General features: G+C 40.2%; 14 protein-coding genes and 1 tRNA gene. 10 read left to right on the forward strand and 5 right to left on the reverse strand.

Annotated elements, in window-relative coordinates:
* Positions 1-2: 2 nt before the first annotated feature.
* Both ALKIM_RS17190 and ALKIM_RS0101310 read right to left on the reverse strand, forming a co-directional pair.
* The gene (locus ALKIM_RS17190; protein WP_044117671.1) at positions 3-2141 is read right to left on the reverse strand and encodes a tetratricopeptide repeat protein; all 2139 of its coding nucleotides are present in this window, start codon (positions 2139-2141) and stop codon (positions 3-5) included.
* Between the two features lie 310 nt (positions 2142-2451).
* Positions 2452-4089 carry a M23 family metallopeptidase gene (locus tag ALKIM_RS0101310; RefSeq protein WP_162148780.1) on the reverse strand — a complete coding sequence of 546 codons (1638 nt, stop codon included), beginning with the start codon at positions 4087-4089 and terminating at the stop codon, positions 2452-2454.
* 346 nt (positions 4090-4435) lie between these two features.
* Here ALKIM_RS0101310 and ALKIM_RS0101315 point away from each other — a divergent pair, with 346 nt between their 5' ends.
* The 9 genes from ALKIM_RS0101315 to ALKIM_RS17195 all read left to right on the forward strand — a co-directional run bounded on the left by ALKIM_RS0101315 (position 4436) and on the right by ALKIM_RS17195 (position 12731).
* Positions 4436-5116, forward strand: a complete 681-nt coding sequence (locus tag ALKIM_RS0101315) for a NigD1/NigD2 family lipoprotein (protein ID WP_026473090.1) — start codon at positions 4436-4438, stop codon at positions 5114-5116.
* Positions 5117-5343: 227 nt separating this feature from the next.
* A tRNA-Arg gene (locus ALKIM_RS0101320) sits at positions 5344-5416 on the forward strand.
* Between the two features lie 276 nt (positions 5417-5692).
* On the forward strand, positions 5693-6949 hold the full coding sequence (locus ALKIM_RS0101325; protein WP_026473091.1) for a site-specific integrase: 1257 nt from the start codon (positions 5693-5695) through the stop codon (positions 6947-6949).
* 113 nt (positions 6950-7062) lie between these two features.
* Positions 7063-8217 carry a hypothetical protein gene (locus ALKIM_RS0101330; RefSeq protein ID WP_026473092.1) on the forward strand — a complete coding sequence of 385 codons (1155 nt, stop codon included), beginning with the start codon at positions 7063-7065 and terminating at the stop codon, positions 8215-8217.
* Between the two features lie 229 nt (positions 8218-8446).
* Positions 8447-8731, forward strand: a complete 285-nt coding sequence (locus ALKIM_RS0101340) for a helix-turn-helix domain-containing protein (protein ID WP_026473093.1) — start codon at positions 8447-8449, stop codon at positions 8729-8731.
* Positions 8732-8987: 256 nt separating this feature from the next.
* Positions 8988-9578, forward strand: a complete 591-nt coding sequence (locus ALKIM_RS0101345) for a hypothetical protein (RefSeq protein ID WP_157363695.1) — start codon at positions 8988-8990, stop codon at positions 9576-9578.
* 65 nt (positions 9579-9643) lie between these two features.
* Positions 9644-10264 carry a P-loop NTPase family protein gene (locus ALKIM_RS0101350; protein WP_026473095.1) on the forward strand — a complete coding sequence of 207 codons (621 nt, stop codon included), beginning with the start codon at positions 9644-9646 and terminating at the stop codon, positions 10262-10264.
* A 396-nt stretch (positions 10265-10660) separates the two neighbouring features.
* Positions 10661-11575, forward strand: a complete 915-nt coding sequence (locus ALKIM_RS0101355; protein ID WP_026473068.1) for a tyrosine-type recombinase/integrase — start codon at positions 10661-10663, stop codon at positions 11573-11575.
* Positions 11547-12731, forward strand: coding sequence for an IS91 family transposase (locus tag ALKIM_RS17195; RefSeq protein ID WP_044117669.1), 1185 nt, complete (start codon positions 11547-11549; stop codon positions 12729-12731). The genes ALKIM_RS0101355 and ALKIM_RS17195 overlap by 29 nt, the downstream gene beginning before the upstream one ends.
* Before the next feature lie 303 nt (positions 12732-13034).
* Here ALKIM_RS17195 and ALKIM_RS0101370 read toward each other — a convergent pair whose 3' ends face one another.
* The 3 genes from ALKIM_RS0101370 to ALKIM_RS0101380 all read right to left on the reverse strand — a co-directional run bounded on the left by ALKIM_RS0101370 (position 13035) and on the right by ALKIM_RS0101380 (position 15130).
* Positions 13035-13655 (reverse strand): hypothetical protein, encoded by a 621-nt coding sequence (locus tag ALKIM_RS0101370; RefSeq protein WP_026473097.1) that lies wholly within the window; start codon positions 13653-13655, stop codon positions 13035-13037.
* Positions 13656-13684: 29 nt separating this feature from the next.
* Positions 13685-14185 (reverse strand): hypothetical protein, encoded by a 501-nt coding sequence (locus ALKIM_RS0101375; RefSeq protein WP_026473098.1) that lies wholly within the window; start codon positions 14183-14185, stop codon positions 13685-13687.
* A gap of 171 nt (positions 14186-14356) precedes the next feature.
* Positions 14357-15130: a class I SAM-dependent methyltransferase gene (locus tag ALKIM_RS0101380; protein WP_026473099.1), complete on the reverse strand. Its 774-nt coding sequence runs from the start codon at positions 15128-15130 to the stop codon at positions 14357-14359.
* A 299-nt stretch (positions 15131-15429) separates the two neighbouring features.
* Between ALKIM_RS0101380 and ALKIM_RS19730 the strand changes: the two genes are divergently transcribed.
* Positions 15430-15603: a hypothetical protein gene (locus ALKIM_RS19730; RefSeq protein WP_157363697.1), complete on the forward strand. Its 174-nt coding sequence runs from the start codon at positions 15430-15432 to the stop codon at positions 15601-15603.
* The last annotated feature ends 460 nt before the right edge of the window (positions 15604-16063 follow it).

Genomic DNA, 16063 nt, shown 5'->3' on the forward strand with positions numbered 1-16063 from the left:
GGTTACTCCTCTTCGTCCATCATGCCTGATGGCCCAACGCCATATCTTTTAATAACATTATACGCCTTAAAAATACCCAGCTCACCAGCTTTGCTTAAGTCCAAAGTGCCTGCCACATCCTCTTCGAGGAAGATTCTGGTGAGTCCACGATTAAACCAGGCTTCGGCAAAATTAGGCATTATTTCAATGGCATTGGAGAAATGTGTGACAGCCTCATTAAAATTACGCTGAGAAGCCTGTACCATTCCAAGGTTAAAGTGTGCAAAAGCAAAATTGGGGTTCAACTCGAGCACACGCTCTAAATCCCTGCTTATCAAATCATAGTCGAGAATTCGCCGTTCGGTATCCGATGCAGCAGTAGGCGTTCGTGCGCCTAAAGTACCTATACGCAGCGGTTGTTGAGGCTCTGGAATTTCAGCCTCCACACTTCTCACCAGCTCTACCATCTTGAATCGCACATAAGCGCGGTTAAATAAGGCGAGGTAGTTGTGGGGATTTTCATCAAGTACTCTGTTGTAATCCTCCAGAGCATTGTTAAGATTGAGCACCGATTTATAGAGTGCGCCTCTTATTATAAGCAGGCCTTCCTTTTCGGTGCCATGCACCTTATCAATTTGTGTGGATATTGTATTGATTTGTGTGAATATTTCGGCTGCCAACTCACGCCCCACCTCTTTTTCAACGTTAGCAATCTGTAACGAACGGTTAATTAGCCGTTGACGGTTGAACGCATCCAAATCAATATTAAAATATCGCAAACGGTGAACCAGCGTATCACCGGGAAAGATAGTTATCCCAAACACTTGTTCCATATCAATGATGATGTTGCGATTCTGAATTCGTCCACGCAGAGGATTTGTACCCATCTCCTCCTGTTGTTCGGTGCCGAAATCGTCCAGAACAGCCACTTTATCGTAATTGCGGATGTCCGTATCCGACTCTCTACGGGTGGCCTTCCGGGTATTATCGGATTTTGCCTCTTCTCTGCTATTACGAGAGGACGAGGCTAACAAAGAAGATTCATCTGCAGGCTTATCGGACTGCTCGCGACGTGCAAGCTCGAGTTTCACGGCAGTGCCATAATCAAGTTCAGCGCCACGTGTATCGCCCAGCATTTGCTTTACATGAGAACGGTTAAAAAACACAGGGGCAAAATCAGGATAGTTAGCTGCAATGATATTAAAATCAGCCAACGCCTGACGAAAATCGCCTATTTCGGTGAGAAGCAATGCCCTGTAATAAAGGGTGAGCAAGTCAGCCGGGTTTAACGCTAATACGCGTGAAAAGTCTTCAACTGCACGGTTAGTATCTCCAATCTGAGCGCGCAGAATACCCCGGTTTGAGTATGCCATTGCATTACGGGGCTCCAACTCAATAACCCTGTCAAAATCTTCAACAGTACCTCTCAAATCATCCAGCTGATAACGAATGATACCACGGTTAAGATAAAATCTGGCTTCCTCAGGGCGCAACTCGATGGCCTTATCAAGATCATGCAGCGACTTGTCAAATTGCCCTTGCAGATAATAGACTACCGCACGATTTGAATATCCATCAGGAATATAAGGATTCATGGATATGGCTCTGGTAAAATCCTCAAGACCACCTAAAGTATCTTTGGCTGCAACTTTTGCATGTCCTCGATTGAGCACCGCAGACACTAAAGTGGGTGATATCTTCAATGCTTCAGTGTAAGCTTTAATGGCTTTGTCGTAATCTTTGCTGGTAATATATGAGTTGCCGAGATTCACTATCAGGTTGATATTACCCGGGTCGATGTTCAGACCGCGATTGAAATCACTTATTGCATCCCGTGATTTACCAAGTTTCTGCCGTACAATACCTCTTAAATTATAAGCATCAACGTAATAGGGGTTCAGCTCAAGGGCTTTATCCACATCCTGCTCAGCACCTTTCAGGTCATCAAGATTATACTTACCAACGGCACGAAAATAGTATGGCTCGCTAAGAAATGGTTTGGCAGTAATTATTTGGTTGAAATATTGAATGGCAAGGATATAATCTTCGAAATAGAGAGCGTTCCTCCCTATAATCGACATTCTATCGGTATCAATTTGGGCCTTGGCTCCTCCACCTGTAAGAATTGTTATCAAAACAACTAACCAGAATATTCTGCGCATGTATCAAAGTATCTTAAATAATAGACTAAGTGACTGTTTAAATTTTATAATAAATCTGCTTTGAAGATTTTTAGATGTTCGATACTTAGACTGATTAGATATGATTAATAGAGAATAAGAATAATCTAACTTCCTTTCATAACTACTCTATCTGTCTAAAATCTAAAACTCTTCGCGTCTAAATCATATTGCATAAATTAAAGTTAAACAGCCTCTAACTGTATCTCCTCAGTTTTGGTTCCCCACTTGTTTTGGGCTAGTCTCACACAAATATACACAAAACCAGACTTAAGGTTTTAAGCATACATGGTTAATAGACGAATTCAGTTGTAAATACCGATTCGTTGCCGGCCATGTCTATAGCAACAACCTCCAGCAAATGCCTGCCACCGCGAGGGATACGTAAATTTCGGAAAAAACCTGCCAATTCATTGTTTTTTGGGTCATGCTCAAACAACATCCACTCCCCGTTGATGCTAGCCCGGTAGGAGGCAACGCCTGAAAAATCATCACGCAACTCCAAACGGATGGCGTCGCGTCCGGAATAATTTCTATTGGCAGGTGCATTCTTTAACCGTACTATTGGCGGCGTATCGTCAATGGCCAGGCAATAGACTCCGGCTTCGCGGGTGCGAATAACCATCTGGCCACCCCTAACGCTTGATGATGCATATATGAGCGGGCCGTTCCCGTTTGAATTGACCCTTGCACCTGTTAACCCTTTTCTTCCGCGCAAATTCTCGGGAATTGGCAAGGTAACCTCAAAGAAATTATGTACCGGTACAGTTTCTTTTAAAATCGAAAAATGCCTTCCCAATCCAACGCCCGGATTGTCAACTACAGAAAAGTCTGCAGGCACCGAAGTATAAAAACTGTTTTCGGGGAAACTCACTCTAAAACCCTCGATGGTGGTAGTCCATGCGCGTTGCGGATGTAGAAGAGGCACTTGAGGCGCTGCATTCATTTTCGCACCAGAAGAGCGCTCTGCCCCATTTATAATAAATGTCAACTCTGACAAATTACCAGCAGCATCCCTAATCTCGTAATTAAAACGCCTGCTTTGGCAGGGAAGCATCTGCACACGACCACGTTCAGCTGTGGTGGTGTAAATATCCAATTGATTGTTTTCATCCAAAAAGCTTTTCTGAACAACACGCTTTGTGGTATGCCTGCGGGCAAAATCGATGTGGCTGTTTAAATAGCGGGTGTGGCTAAACAGAAACCCATCAAGGCGCGACTCAAACCACTGATTGCCATCGACTTTTAACGTAATGCTATAAACACCACATTTTCGCCACGACCCGGTAAAATAGTCGAGCGTTTCCACACCCACACCAATCACCCCGGAGGCGTTGATGGTGGGATTTCCGCTTAAAACAAAACTACTTCCTGATTTCACCACAGGGATTAACAACGGTTCATTGCGGCCATTAACAGTACTTCCTTCACCAAGGGGATAGATGCAAATGGCTTCAATGTGAGGGGGCACATCATCCTTCACCGGCAAATTAAAATGGTGTACGTTAAGTGGTCGTTGCGTAGCCGTTTCCCGTATTTCGAAGTGGAGATGAGGCCCGCCTGAACTACCTGAATTACCTGAATAGGCAACGAGTTCACCGCGCTTAACAGGTATTTGTCCGGCACTAAAGTGTTCATCAATGGCAAAGGATTGTTTCTGATATTGAATCTCAGTTACGATTTTCTCGATAGTCTCGGAGAACCATTCGCAATGGGCATATACCGACGTAAATCCGTTGGGATGATTCACATAAACAGCCTTGCCAAATCCTACCGGCGAAACGCCAATCCTTGACACATAACCCTCATCGATAGAGAACATTGGCAAACCCGTTCGGCCTTGCGTAGTAAAATCCACGCCGGAATGAAAATGCCCTCCCCTAAGCTCTCCAAAACTTCCACTAATTACCGGAGTAATATTTAACGGCATTTCAAAATCCCAATTATACTGCTTCTGCGAAGCCACGTTAGCTGAAAACACTAGAAATAAAGACGCAATATATAAACTTAAATTTCTGAATATGGAAAAAAGCATCATTCTAAAAAACATATTTATAATACGTTACTACCAAAAATAAGAGTGTTCAGAACGCTTTTGACGATGAACAAACAAATCTAATACAATTTTCAGACCATTAACCAGTGATTAAAAAGAATTGAAACAGGCAACCATTTAAATTTTTAACATCATTCTAACAGATTGAAATAAACATTTGTTGCACTAAAAAGGCACAACCTTTGTGGCCTAATAATTAAAACAATCAGGAGGATATATTATGAAAAGGAGATTTCTTATTGGATTACTTCTGGTGGCATTGACTGCCTTCTACGGATGTAAAAACGATGACGACGGCTACTCACTCGGTAAATTCTGGGTAACTACTGCCACCATTGAAAAAGGAGCTATTAGTCCGTATATCATTGTAACGGATAACGGCGACAGGCTATTTCCATCTGCTTCAGATGTGCCCTGGTTCAAAACCAGAAATGGTCAGCGTGTATGGATAAACTACACCATTTTGGGTGATGCCGAGGGCAATATCGACCATTTTGTGAAAGTGAACGACCTGGCTGAGATTCTTACAAAGGGAATTCTCGATCTGACACCTGCAAATGCCGATTCCATAGGCCATGATCCCATTGACATAAGAAGTTACTGGTTTACGGACGACTTCCTCACCATCCGATTTGTTTACGGCGGCGGTGGTACAGTACATTTTATCAATTTGGTTCAGGATGTTGATAATCCGGTAAACGAAAATGGATTGCCGATATTGGAGTTCCGACATAATCGAAACAACGATCCTTACAACTACCGTATGCGAGGTACCGTTTCGTTTAACCTCAACGCACTTAAATCTGAAGATGCATCATCGGTGGAATTTGTGCTTAAGGCCAGAAACTTTCAAGGGGAGCCGGACTTTGAGAAGGTTTTAAAGTTTGAATATGGTGAGTAAATTCATGATTCAATCTCAAACGTTAAGAAAGTGTATAAAAGATCCCGGGAAACGTATGTTTTTCGGGATCTTTATTCTTGAATTAATTCTCTGAGATGAAAACTGTTAACATCACAATGAGAAAAAAAGATGAAAATCATCCGAAAAAAACAATGAAAAAGTTGTTGGGATAAGCGCAAAATCTATATATTTGCACCGCGTTTGAGAGAAATCAACGGCGCTGAAAAGATTCCGTAGCTTAATGGATAGAGCACCTGGTTACGGCCCAGGAGGTTGGGGGTTCGAGTCCCTCCGGGATCACGAAAATGATTAATGATTAAAATCAAAAGTCTGAAAATCGCTGGATTTTCAGACTTTTTTGATTTTGTGATAATCAGTTTGAACCAATCAAAATCAAAAAGCTGGTGAACAAACTGGTGAACAGATTTTTTTTCATTATTTTTGTTCACTGGAAACGCCGGAATCAACTAACAGTCTGCTTGTTACACTGATATGCATTAGTCTTTTCGATGGGACTATGGGCAGTTATGGCAGGTAAATGAAGCCATAGTCACAAACATCAAACAACTGTTTATCATGGCAAACTCTCAAAACTTCACCATTTCTTTTATCATTCGTGCCAATCGGATAAAAGGAGAACAAGCACCCATTTTTGCCCGCATTACCATTGATGGACGCCGCACCGAATTCTCGGTAAAACGATTTACTAATCTTCAAGCATGGAGCAAAGAGGCCGGTAGGATTAAACCAGGCTATAAAGAATCAAAAGAGATAAACCTCTATCTGGATAAAGTAAGAAAGAGACTGTTGGAAATCTACTCAACTGTTCTCCTTGCTGGGAAAACAGTTACCGGTCAGGCCATCAAGGACCAATATTTCGGCATCAATGAGGAAGCACTAAAAACCACCGATGAGCTCTTTGATTACCACAATCGCATATATAAATCTAAACTGGCTCCTGGTACCTATAATCATTATTTAACTACGCAGAGTTACTTTCGAGATTTTCTAAAAGCAAAAAAACTCTTACAGTGCATTGCTTTAAATACCATCGACTATCGAATGTTAGTAGACTTTGATTATTATCTACGCAAGAAAAACGGCAGGGATAAAACGGCAAGCCTATCGAATAATACAGCAATGAAACATTTTTGCCGAATTCGAAAAATGCTTATTCTGGCAGAGAAACTGGAGTGGATAAATGCCAATCCTTTTAAAACTTTCAGGCTTTCCTATGAGAAAAGAGAACGCGGATATCTGAGCCAGGAACAGCTTTCCACCATTACCAGTAAGGAATTCTCGATACATCGACTCAATTTAATCAAGGATCTATTTGTGTTTTCTTGCTTCACTGGCACTTCATACATTGATTTGCATAACCTTACCAACGATAATCTCATAAGAGGCATCGATGGTCAATTATGGCTCTCCTTTTGTCGCCATAAAACAAACACTCCGGTCAAACTACCGCTATTGCCACAAGCTGAAATGGTACTGACTAAATACGCCTGCCATCCTGGTTTAAAAGGAACGTCACGTCTATTCCCTGCTATGTCAAACCAGAAGATGAATGCCTATCTTAAGGAAGTGGCTGATTTATGCGGAATTAATCTAAATCTGACATTTCATTTGGCAAGACACACCTTTGCTACTACTGTCACTTTGAGCAACGGAGTTCCAATTGAAACAGTAAGTAAGATACTGGGACATAATAGTATCAAAACCACAGAAATCTATGCAAAAGTTATAGAAAGCAAGGTGGCCGATGACATGCTAAATCTTAAAAATCGCTTAATAAACTCAATATCTCCACAACTTCGGGATGCAAAATAAAGTAAGATTTTTTGGTTAAGTGAATTAGGGTTAATACTTTAGAGCAATCCCACATTAGTCGCATAATTATCATGCGACTAATGCTTTATTCCCTTAACCCTAATTCAATTAGAATGAAAACTCAAATCACCTACTTTGAGACTTTATTGGCTAAAGCTGGCAATCCAGACTTTTGTACAAACTTAATCAAATTTCGAACTGAGATTGTTTCAGTAAAAAAATCCGTCCTCAACTACGTCAACTTCCATCACACGAACAAAGAAAAACGCAGTTTTGTAAGACTTCACCTCAATAGTATAATACTCATTATCAATCATCTTGACGCAAACATCAGAAGAAGTGAATATGTAAACAACATGGCGTTTATTGTCCTATTAGAGCTCAAAGATCTGATCTTAAACCTTGAAACTGAAACACAAAAGTGGTTTGATTATAACTGGTACACTCCATTTGCAATGCAGCAAGATTTAAAGGAATCTTTTAAATTATCGCAAAGTGATATTGAGAAACAATTAAAGGTTATGAAAATCCAGCCAGACTTGATACGAGTAGCATTGGCACCAATTGCATTTTTTCAGGATAGACACAACCCGATTAGATTTCATCGATATTTCTACCTTAAACGGTATCATGAGTATTTAATGAACTTCATCAGGTTTAGAGAGTTTTATCCAAATCCGTCACTAGATCTCACGAAACTCATGATCTCAATAAATCTTAATTCAGATTTCTTTCAGAAGTATCTGGTAAATTATCTGAACAGACAAATAGAATCATGCCCTGATATCCAGAATAAACTTCATATACTATATACCTTTCGTGAATATACGCAAGAGCTTATTCCGAATAAAAAAAGTGCTTATAATCAGGACAAATCTCATATCCACGCATATCTTAAGGAGTTGATTAATGCCAGAATTAAACATTTTAGGAAAGTACAAACAAGCACTAAACATGCATCAGCAGAAAGCCAGGCAGCAGTTGAGATACAGTTAAAGAAAATCAAAACGTCACTAAAAGTATCTCAAATGGGAATTTTATGTCGACTATTCGTAGATGAAAAAATTATAGATCTTTCTAATCGCAGCGACCTCATAAATCTCATTTCTTTAGGTTTTAAATCAGAAAATACCGCAGAAATTTCCCGTGCGAATCTTAGAAATAAAGTCTATTCAACGGACAAAAAGTCGCTCCTGGAAGTTAAAAAACTGCTTATAGCCATGGCTAACCGGATTGATGAATACATCTACACTCTGAATTATAGCTAGTTACACCCTTCATGGTTTTGTGCAATCTGACTGCAATCCTGATGAGTTTTTCATCAATAGATACAGCTGATTATCAACGATGTTTTAATTGAGATGTAAGCTTAAATTATTTTTTTCAATTAAACAGCCAGTAAAAAGACGGATTGTATCCGGATTGCACAACCCGGTGCAATCCCTCTTTTTCATCCAGCTTATTCATCTTTGTACATCATAACCCATCGAAAAAATTATGAGCATCGAAATTGTAACAATGGATGAGTTGCAAATCTTTAAAAGAGAACTCATCTCAGAAATCGAGAAACTACTGCAAGACCTGCGTGGGACTCAAGGTAACAGAAAATGGCTGAGAACCTCCGAGGTGCGGGTCTTATTAGGACTGTCAGCTGGGACACTTCAAAATCTGCGCATCAACGGCACGTTGCCATATACGCGCTTAAACGGAGTCATTTACTACAATAGTGAAGACATTGATTTGTTGCTAGAAAACAACAAAACAGGTTCAAACTCTAGCTAATAAACTGGGCAGTCTCAATTGCATTACCTAGATGCCGATGGGTTAAACACACTCTTCGGTATCTCATTCTATTAGACATTTAGAACCAATCTGCCATTCTTTCATGAATTACATTCGGCATCTAAACCACATACTCGAAATCTTTGATAGTGACAACCGGTTGTGCCCATATCATATCTCACTCTATTTGGCACTGTTTAGGCAATGGAACCTGAAAGGCTTTATAAATCCCATTCAAATAAACCGTTCTATGATTATGGAAAAATCTAAAATCCGTTCCCCTAAAACATACTCAAAAGCAATGGGTGAGTTGGGAGAGTGGGGTTACATTAAATATCTGAAGTCGACATCAAAAAATTATGGAAGTAAAATTATCCTGTTCACTTTTGACCCTAAATGTAATCAAGATGTGCCACCTATAAATAAACAAATAAACCATAATATACATAAAAGAAAAAAAAATGAACGTTTATCTCAAAGTCAAGATTTTAGTCAGGGAAAGTTTCCCAACAACGAATCAAAACAGATGATGCCGATGGCCGAGGGACCTCCATTGCTTCATGTGCAGATTTATTTTGATGAGAAAAGGGCTCCGGCACTTGAAGCAGAAAAATTTTTCAACCATTATGAGGCCATTGGCTGGGTGACATCATCACATATGCCAATAACTAATTGGAAAGCGATCGCCAGGAACTGGATTCTCAACATCTCGAAATTCAATCTGAAAGGTTACACATCTAATATCACAGTCAAAAAGAACAGCACTAAAGACAAACAGACATCTGGGGGGCAAAGACCAGGAAGTCATCACGTCAATCAAAATAAAGATTTTGACACCCCATTGTGATCTCATAGTATGAGTGAGCTACATAATTAAAAAGTTAAAACCGAGAACTCAAGGCCACAGTTTGCATGACACCATTTTACCAGCAAGCATTTGCATTTTTGTATGAGAAAGGAAGGTTGACCTATGGTAAAAAATTTAATCTCGACGAAAAAGATACTCTGGTGATTGGACGACTAATTGCTTGGTATATCAGGGATGAACCTACCGCAACGCGTCACGGAATGGACTTGGATAAAGGCATTCTCCTTTCCGGCCCGGTGGGCTCCGGAAAAACTTCGCTGCTTAGTCTAATGAAATTTTTCAATCGCACTGATCAACCACTCATCCTCAAACCCTGTCGCGACATCGCTTTTGAGTTCCAAAAGGACGGATTCGAGGTCATTCGCAGATATGCTGCCCCCTCATGGCATCCATCTACTGCCGTTCCAAAAATCAAATCCTACTGTTTTGATGACCTGGGAACGGAGCAAAGCCTCAAACATTTCGGGCAGGAGTGTAACATCATGGCTGAAATTATCCTTTCCCGGTACGACCACTACATCCGCCACCGTATGTTTACACATTTCACAACCAACCTTTCAGCCGATGAAATAGAATCCATTTATGGCTCCAGGGTGCGTTCACGCCTCCGCGAAATGTGTAACCTCATCGCTTTTCCTGGAGATACTCCGGATAAGAGAAAGTAAAGACAGTTTGGATCAATCAGCTGGAGTTTTAAAAGGTTTAAACCAAATGCTTTTGACAACATATTGATTCTGGTTTAGTTTCCATGGTCATGAATCTATTCATAACAATTCAAGTCACAAAAATTCTACGATGTCCCTTTTAGGTAAACCGCTCTCTGCACTCTCAAAGGATTTAACTATATTTGGGCGAAACCACCAAAACGAACTAAATAATTTGGATTCTTGTAATCGACATCATTAAAGGTTGGTTTAAAATGCATAATCTCAACATCGGACAAAGAACAAGTATCACATTATGAACTAAATCCCTCCGGGATAGCCTCTTTCAAAAATAGCATTAATCTTTTTAGATGCAAGCCGTTATAACTGCATTACTCACTTTTAAATTATGCAGTTATGAGAAAGAAAACAACCTTAACGATTGTAGAGCGCGCCCTCGTTCTTGTTCCGGAGTTTAAGGCCAGGGCTTTAAAGATGGAGCATCAGGTGGTACTTCGTGGACAGAGTCAGAGCACTCTGAATAATTACATTCGGCGCATAGCGCTGTTTGTTATCCATTTTAAACAACTGCCCGAAGACGTCACCGAAGATGAAATCAACGAGTATCTGGTGGCTTTGGCACGCGATGTCAAGGCTCCTTCGCGGAGCAGTTTCAAGCACATGGTTTATGGCCTAAGGTATTACTACCGTTTGCTGGGCATGAACAAAAAGGCCATTGCTTTGCCTTCATTAAAGCAAGAGAGCAAGTTGCCGGTTGTGCTGAACCGCCAGGAGCTAAAGATGCTATTTTCGGCACCTACGCTGCTTAAGCACCGAATTATCCTTACGCTGATCTATTCTGCCGGATTACGGGGGCAAGAGGTCATCAACCTTAAGATATCCGATATTGACTTTGAGCGCATGGTCATCCATATCCGCCAGAGCAAATACAAGAAAGATCGGATTGTGCCTTTGTCCGCCATAATGGTCATCGGGCTCAAGAAATATCTCAGAGCCGAGAATCCGCATGTTTGGCTATTCAATGGCAAAGAGGCTGATGGACGCTACAGCGTCAAAGGATTATCCTGGGTTATGCGGGAAAGCCTTAAAAAAACCACCATCTCTAAAAACGTGAACCTTCACTCCTTACGCCACACGTATGCAACCCATTTATTGGAGCAGGGCTTAAACATTGTAACCTTACAGGAGCTTTTGGGTCATGCCGACATCACAACAACCATGATTTATCTTCACACAGCCCAGTGTCAGCATATCACTCCTCACAGCCCCTTAGACACACTCTATGGAAAAGCCATACAAAAGCAAGCATGAACTGGCTGATGTTGTTTGCCAATTTGGAGGAAGTTTGTTGCAGAGCGGGGAGTTATCGCCCAAGCAAATCAAAGTCTTTCACAACCTTGTGCAGTGCCGTACGGCCGCTTTGGGTGGACATGAGCAGGTGTGTGATGATTGCGGAGTCATACACTACCGTTACAACAGCTGTCGCGACCGACATTGCCCCAAGTGTCAGGGAACCAAACAGGCGCTCTGGATTGAAAAGCTGATTAAATCAACACTTGCAGTCAAACACTACCATCTCATTTTCACCGTGCCTCATGAGCTCAACCAGATTTATCTTTGGGACAGGAGACTTTATTGCAATATTTTGTTCCACGCCACCAGAGGTATACTGCGCAGCTTTGGGTACACGCATTACGGTTGTGAAACCGGAGCCGTTGCGGTGTTACACACTTGGGGGCAGAACCTTTCATTGCATCCGCACTTGCACTGCATTGTTCCGGCAGCAGGATACTCGTTGTCGGGAAAATGGCGCCATATCGGCAAATATGAAAATTATCTCTATCCGGTGCACCAGTTGAGTGCTGCCTTTAAAGGTAAATTTCTGGACAGCATAAAAAGAGAACTGCGAAAACTATCTGCAATGGATGGCTTCAAAGTCTGCATTGAAGCGGCTCATCAAAAAAAGTGGGTCGTCTATTGCGAACCCTCAATGGCTGGCGCCGAACATGTCATCAGGTATCTGGGGCAATACACCCATCGCATTGCCATCAGCAACCAGCGGATATTGAATGTTGACTCAACAAACGTCACTTTCGTAGCTAAAGACTACCGCGACCGCGCACAAATAAAACCGGTATCCCTGAAAGGAGAAGAGTTTCTGCGTCGATTCTCTTTGCATGTTATGCCAGATGGTTACGTGCGTATCCGTCGGTTCGGCATTTATCATCACACCACAAAACTCCATCTGGATTTGCAATTTGTGCCCGATGAAAAGCCTGACATTGACCAGATGACAGCTAAACAAAAGCCCGAAACGGCTCCAGAGCGCATTTTAAGATTGACAGGATTTGACATAACCAAATGTCCGCATTGCAAAACGGGTCGTCTGATTGTCATCAGAACCCTGCCCAGGATTCGGTCACCCGCAGGGCATCTGCCTTCTATGCTTTTTGATAAGTTGCAGTAACCAACATTACATTCCCTTTAAAAACTTCATTCACATGAGGTTCGGCATCGTATTGCCTTGACGGGGAGGGTTAAGCCCAAAAGAAGCTGGTTTTCAACATTTGAAACACAAAGACCACTAATCTCTTTAACCGAAAAGGTTAAAAACAGCACGAACGCAGCATAGGCGTTCTTGCCAAAAACATCAAAAACCAACAAAAAGTCCATAGCTGCCAGTTGTAGTCCAGACGGGATGTCGTTCAACCTGGAATAATCGCTGGGTCGTGCCGACCGCTCATATTCCTATATATTAGCTGCTGTTATTTTATAATACTCTTGTTTTATTAACAATTTCAATAAGCTCACTTTTATAATGGTTCTTATTTTCAGTATAACATAAATCTAATAATTTTAAAATTCTATTTTTATCAGAACCATGAAACCATTCTTGTTCCTTTAATTCCAATGCTAATCCCTGCATGCCGTTATCTATTTTATAGCTGTCTTTATTATTAATTCCTTCTTCCAACATATTGATGAAAGACTCAACTCCATCATTGATATACTGCTCATGCCAAGGGTGATTTTTCAGCCTTCTAAAGTCATATACATCTTTAAATCTTTTAAAATCATGCACATCAACTTTCTTCTCAAGCTTTTTATTCAACTCATCCATACTTACCGTTGAACTCCTAATTTCTTTTAATGTCTTCGAGTAGAATCTACGAACTATTATCGCGACAACGAAAATCAACAATAAAAAACTCCAGAGACTAATCTTTGAACTCAAAAGATTTAATGTCCATTGGATAGAAGCAGCATAATTCAATCCTTTAAATAATCCAATAAGAACAGTAATCAACCATATTAATCCAGTTGCGAGAATAGTTCCAACTATTTGCTTCCAAAGGGTATCACTTTTAAAGAAATTAATAATTATTTTCATTGTCTTTATTTACAGTTAATTTTCTCGTCTTAAAAGTCCTCTATATCTCCTCCTAGATTTTGGTAGATATCATGTAAATCATATGAAATTTGAACAAACATTTCTGGAATTACCCAATCTTCGCAATCTCTGATAGTTGTCTTATTCTTTATTTCTCCAAGTCCTTGTTCTAAACCATCTGTCATATCAGAAAACGCACTAGATGCTTTTGTTAATATTTCCTTTAAATCTGAAATTGATGGTTCAAATGTTAAATGATGAGCAAATTTATTTCGCATTTTATTAATTAAAAACAAAACCTCTCTCTGGTTCTCGTCTATATGATTTAGTCCATAAGTTAGTTGGATTAGCTTATAATGATTTAATCCTTCCGCAAAATCTATTAATTTGGGTTCAGTTATCTCAATTATTTTTGTCAATAAAAACTCTATTACTAAATGTCCAGTTATAAAGCTCGACAATAAATTATCTTCTGAAACTGTTTTTTCATATAAATCCGAAAAAGTATTGATGTTCTGTTTTTGTTTCATTATTGCAGTTTAATGTCTAGTCATAATAGCAGCTAACGTTTCGCAAATATGATTAGTTGCGGATTGCGGGGCACTTTTCTGTCGAAAAGCACCGAGGTTGATGCGGGTGATAATGTTGATTATCCTCACCGAAACCGCAATTAATTATATTTTGCTGTTGTGTGCAGGTTTCTATTTTATTCTCTTTCCAATATAAAACATATAGCCATAATACGCTTTGTATTTGTTGTATAATTCCGCCTCATATCGCTGGGAAGAAGCAAATTCTTCTGCTGTTTTGTTGCCTTTGTGCTTTTTCATAAAAGCATCTATATTCATAGCCTGATTTGTGTAATAGTCTGTCCAAATAGTTTCTGGCAACATATAAGTAGCAATCGGCAAATAACCAGCTTTCTGCATTTGAGCAACTTTATTCGGAATTGTATCTATTTGAGAATATGCTTTCCGCCAAAATTCTTGTATTTCATTAGGGCGTTCTTCACTAAACCAAGTATTTTCTGTTACAGCAACATAACCACCTATTTTAAGAAATTTTCGCCATTCATTTAATCCACGCTCAAATCCAATGTTATAAATAGAACCTTCAGACCAAATCAAATCTAATTCTGATTCTTGAAACGGAAGATTTTCCATATTTCCAACAATGCCTTTTACCCTGTCTTGAAGATTCAGAGTTATAGAATTTTGATTTAATCTAGTAATAAAATCTTGCCAAACATCAATTCCAACTATTTCGCATTGAGTATTTTGACCTAATGTCATTGTTTGGCCGCCAGTTCCACAACCAATATCGGCAATTTTAGACTTCTCTGTTAGACCTTTTATAAAATTCAGTGCTTTAAGAGTCTCTTCTGTATTTCCTGGGCCTTGTCTGTCAGTACCTGAGAAATACTCATAAATAATATTTATGTCAAAATCGTGAATGGTTTGCTTTTCGTTGCTCATAATTTATCCTGTAAAATTTTATTACACTGTCATTTTTTGTCTATCAACTATAATAATGACTTGTCTTTTAACTTGCACACAACGGTCACGTATATGAAACGTTTGGCATTTCGAAGCACTTTCCTGTCAAGTTACAAGTACTTTAGATGCGAGTTGAAATGCTTGATAACGCACTGACTGCCAAATGTTTTATATACGATGTTGAACTAAATCCGTGTGTCCTGTCGTTACTCAGGGATACAATTTAAGAAATGTTCTTTGAATTTGAGTAACATAACTGCAATCAAGATGAGAGGGTATTGGAGTTTTTACTTCGATATGGTCTCTCGGCAAAGGCCTTGCAGGAGGATTTGCCAAACCACCATGAGGTGCTGCCTTTTCAAGAGGACGGTACTGAGCGTCATGGAAACGGTAAAGGGGTCAGTTGTACGACCGACTTTATCAGGTATAGACTACTGGAGACGAATGAGTAGCGATTGAACCATCGTAGAGGTGTCGTGAATAACTACACTATTGGTCAAAAGCAGGTGTTCGGATGTGTGCTTGCGACAAGGATATCAAATTACCTGTATTATAGGATGTCTGGCCAATCGGCATAAAGATGGCGTGAACTTTAGTCTGGGCTTGATTACGGAACAGGAGAAGCTACTCAGCTGATGTTAAGGGAGAAGGCTCACAATCCACTCGAAGGAAAAGGCCAAGAGTACCAATGCAGCAGAGCTAGTGGCGGATGGAGCGTAGTAGTGCTGAAGCTTCTGTAATGGGAGTGGAGCGAAGGTCTCCACCTGTCCGGTTTCAAATTGTATTACAACTTATAATCGAAAGGATTATTTAGAATGATTTTCAAGGAGAAACAAAAGTCGCAACCGATAAGTAAGCGACAGGCATGGGACGCCTTTAAGGCGGTAAAGAGTAATGACGGCAGCGCTGGTG

The sequence above is a fragment of the Alkaliflexus imshenetskii DSM 15055 genome, from assembly GCF_000517065.1.
GTDB classification, from domain to species: Bacteria; Bacteroidota; Bacteroidia; order Bacteroidales; family Marinilabiliaceae; genus Alkaliflexus; species Alkaliflexus imshenetskii.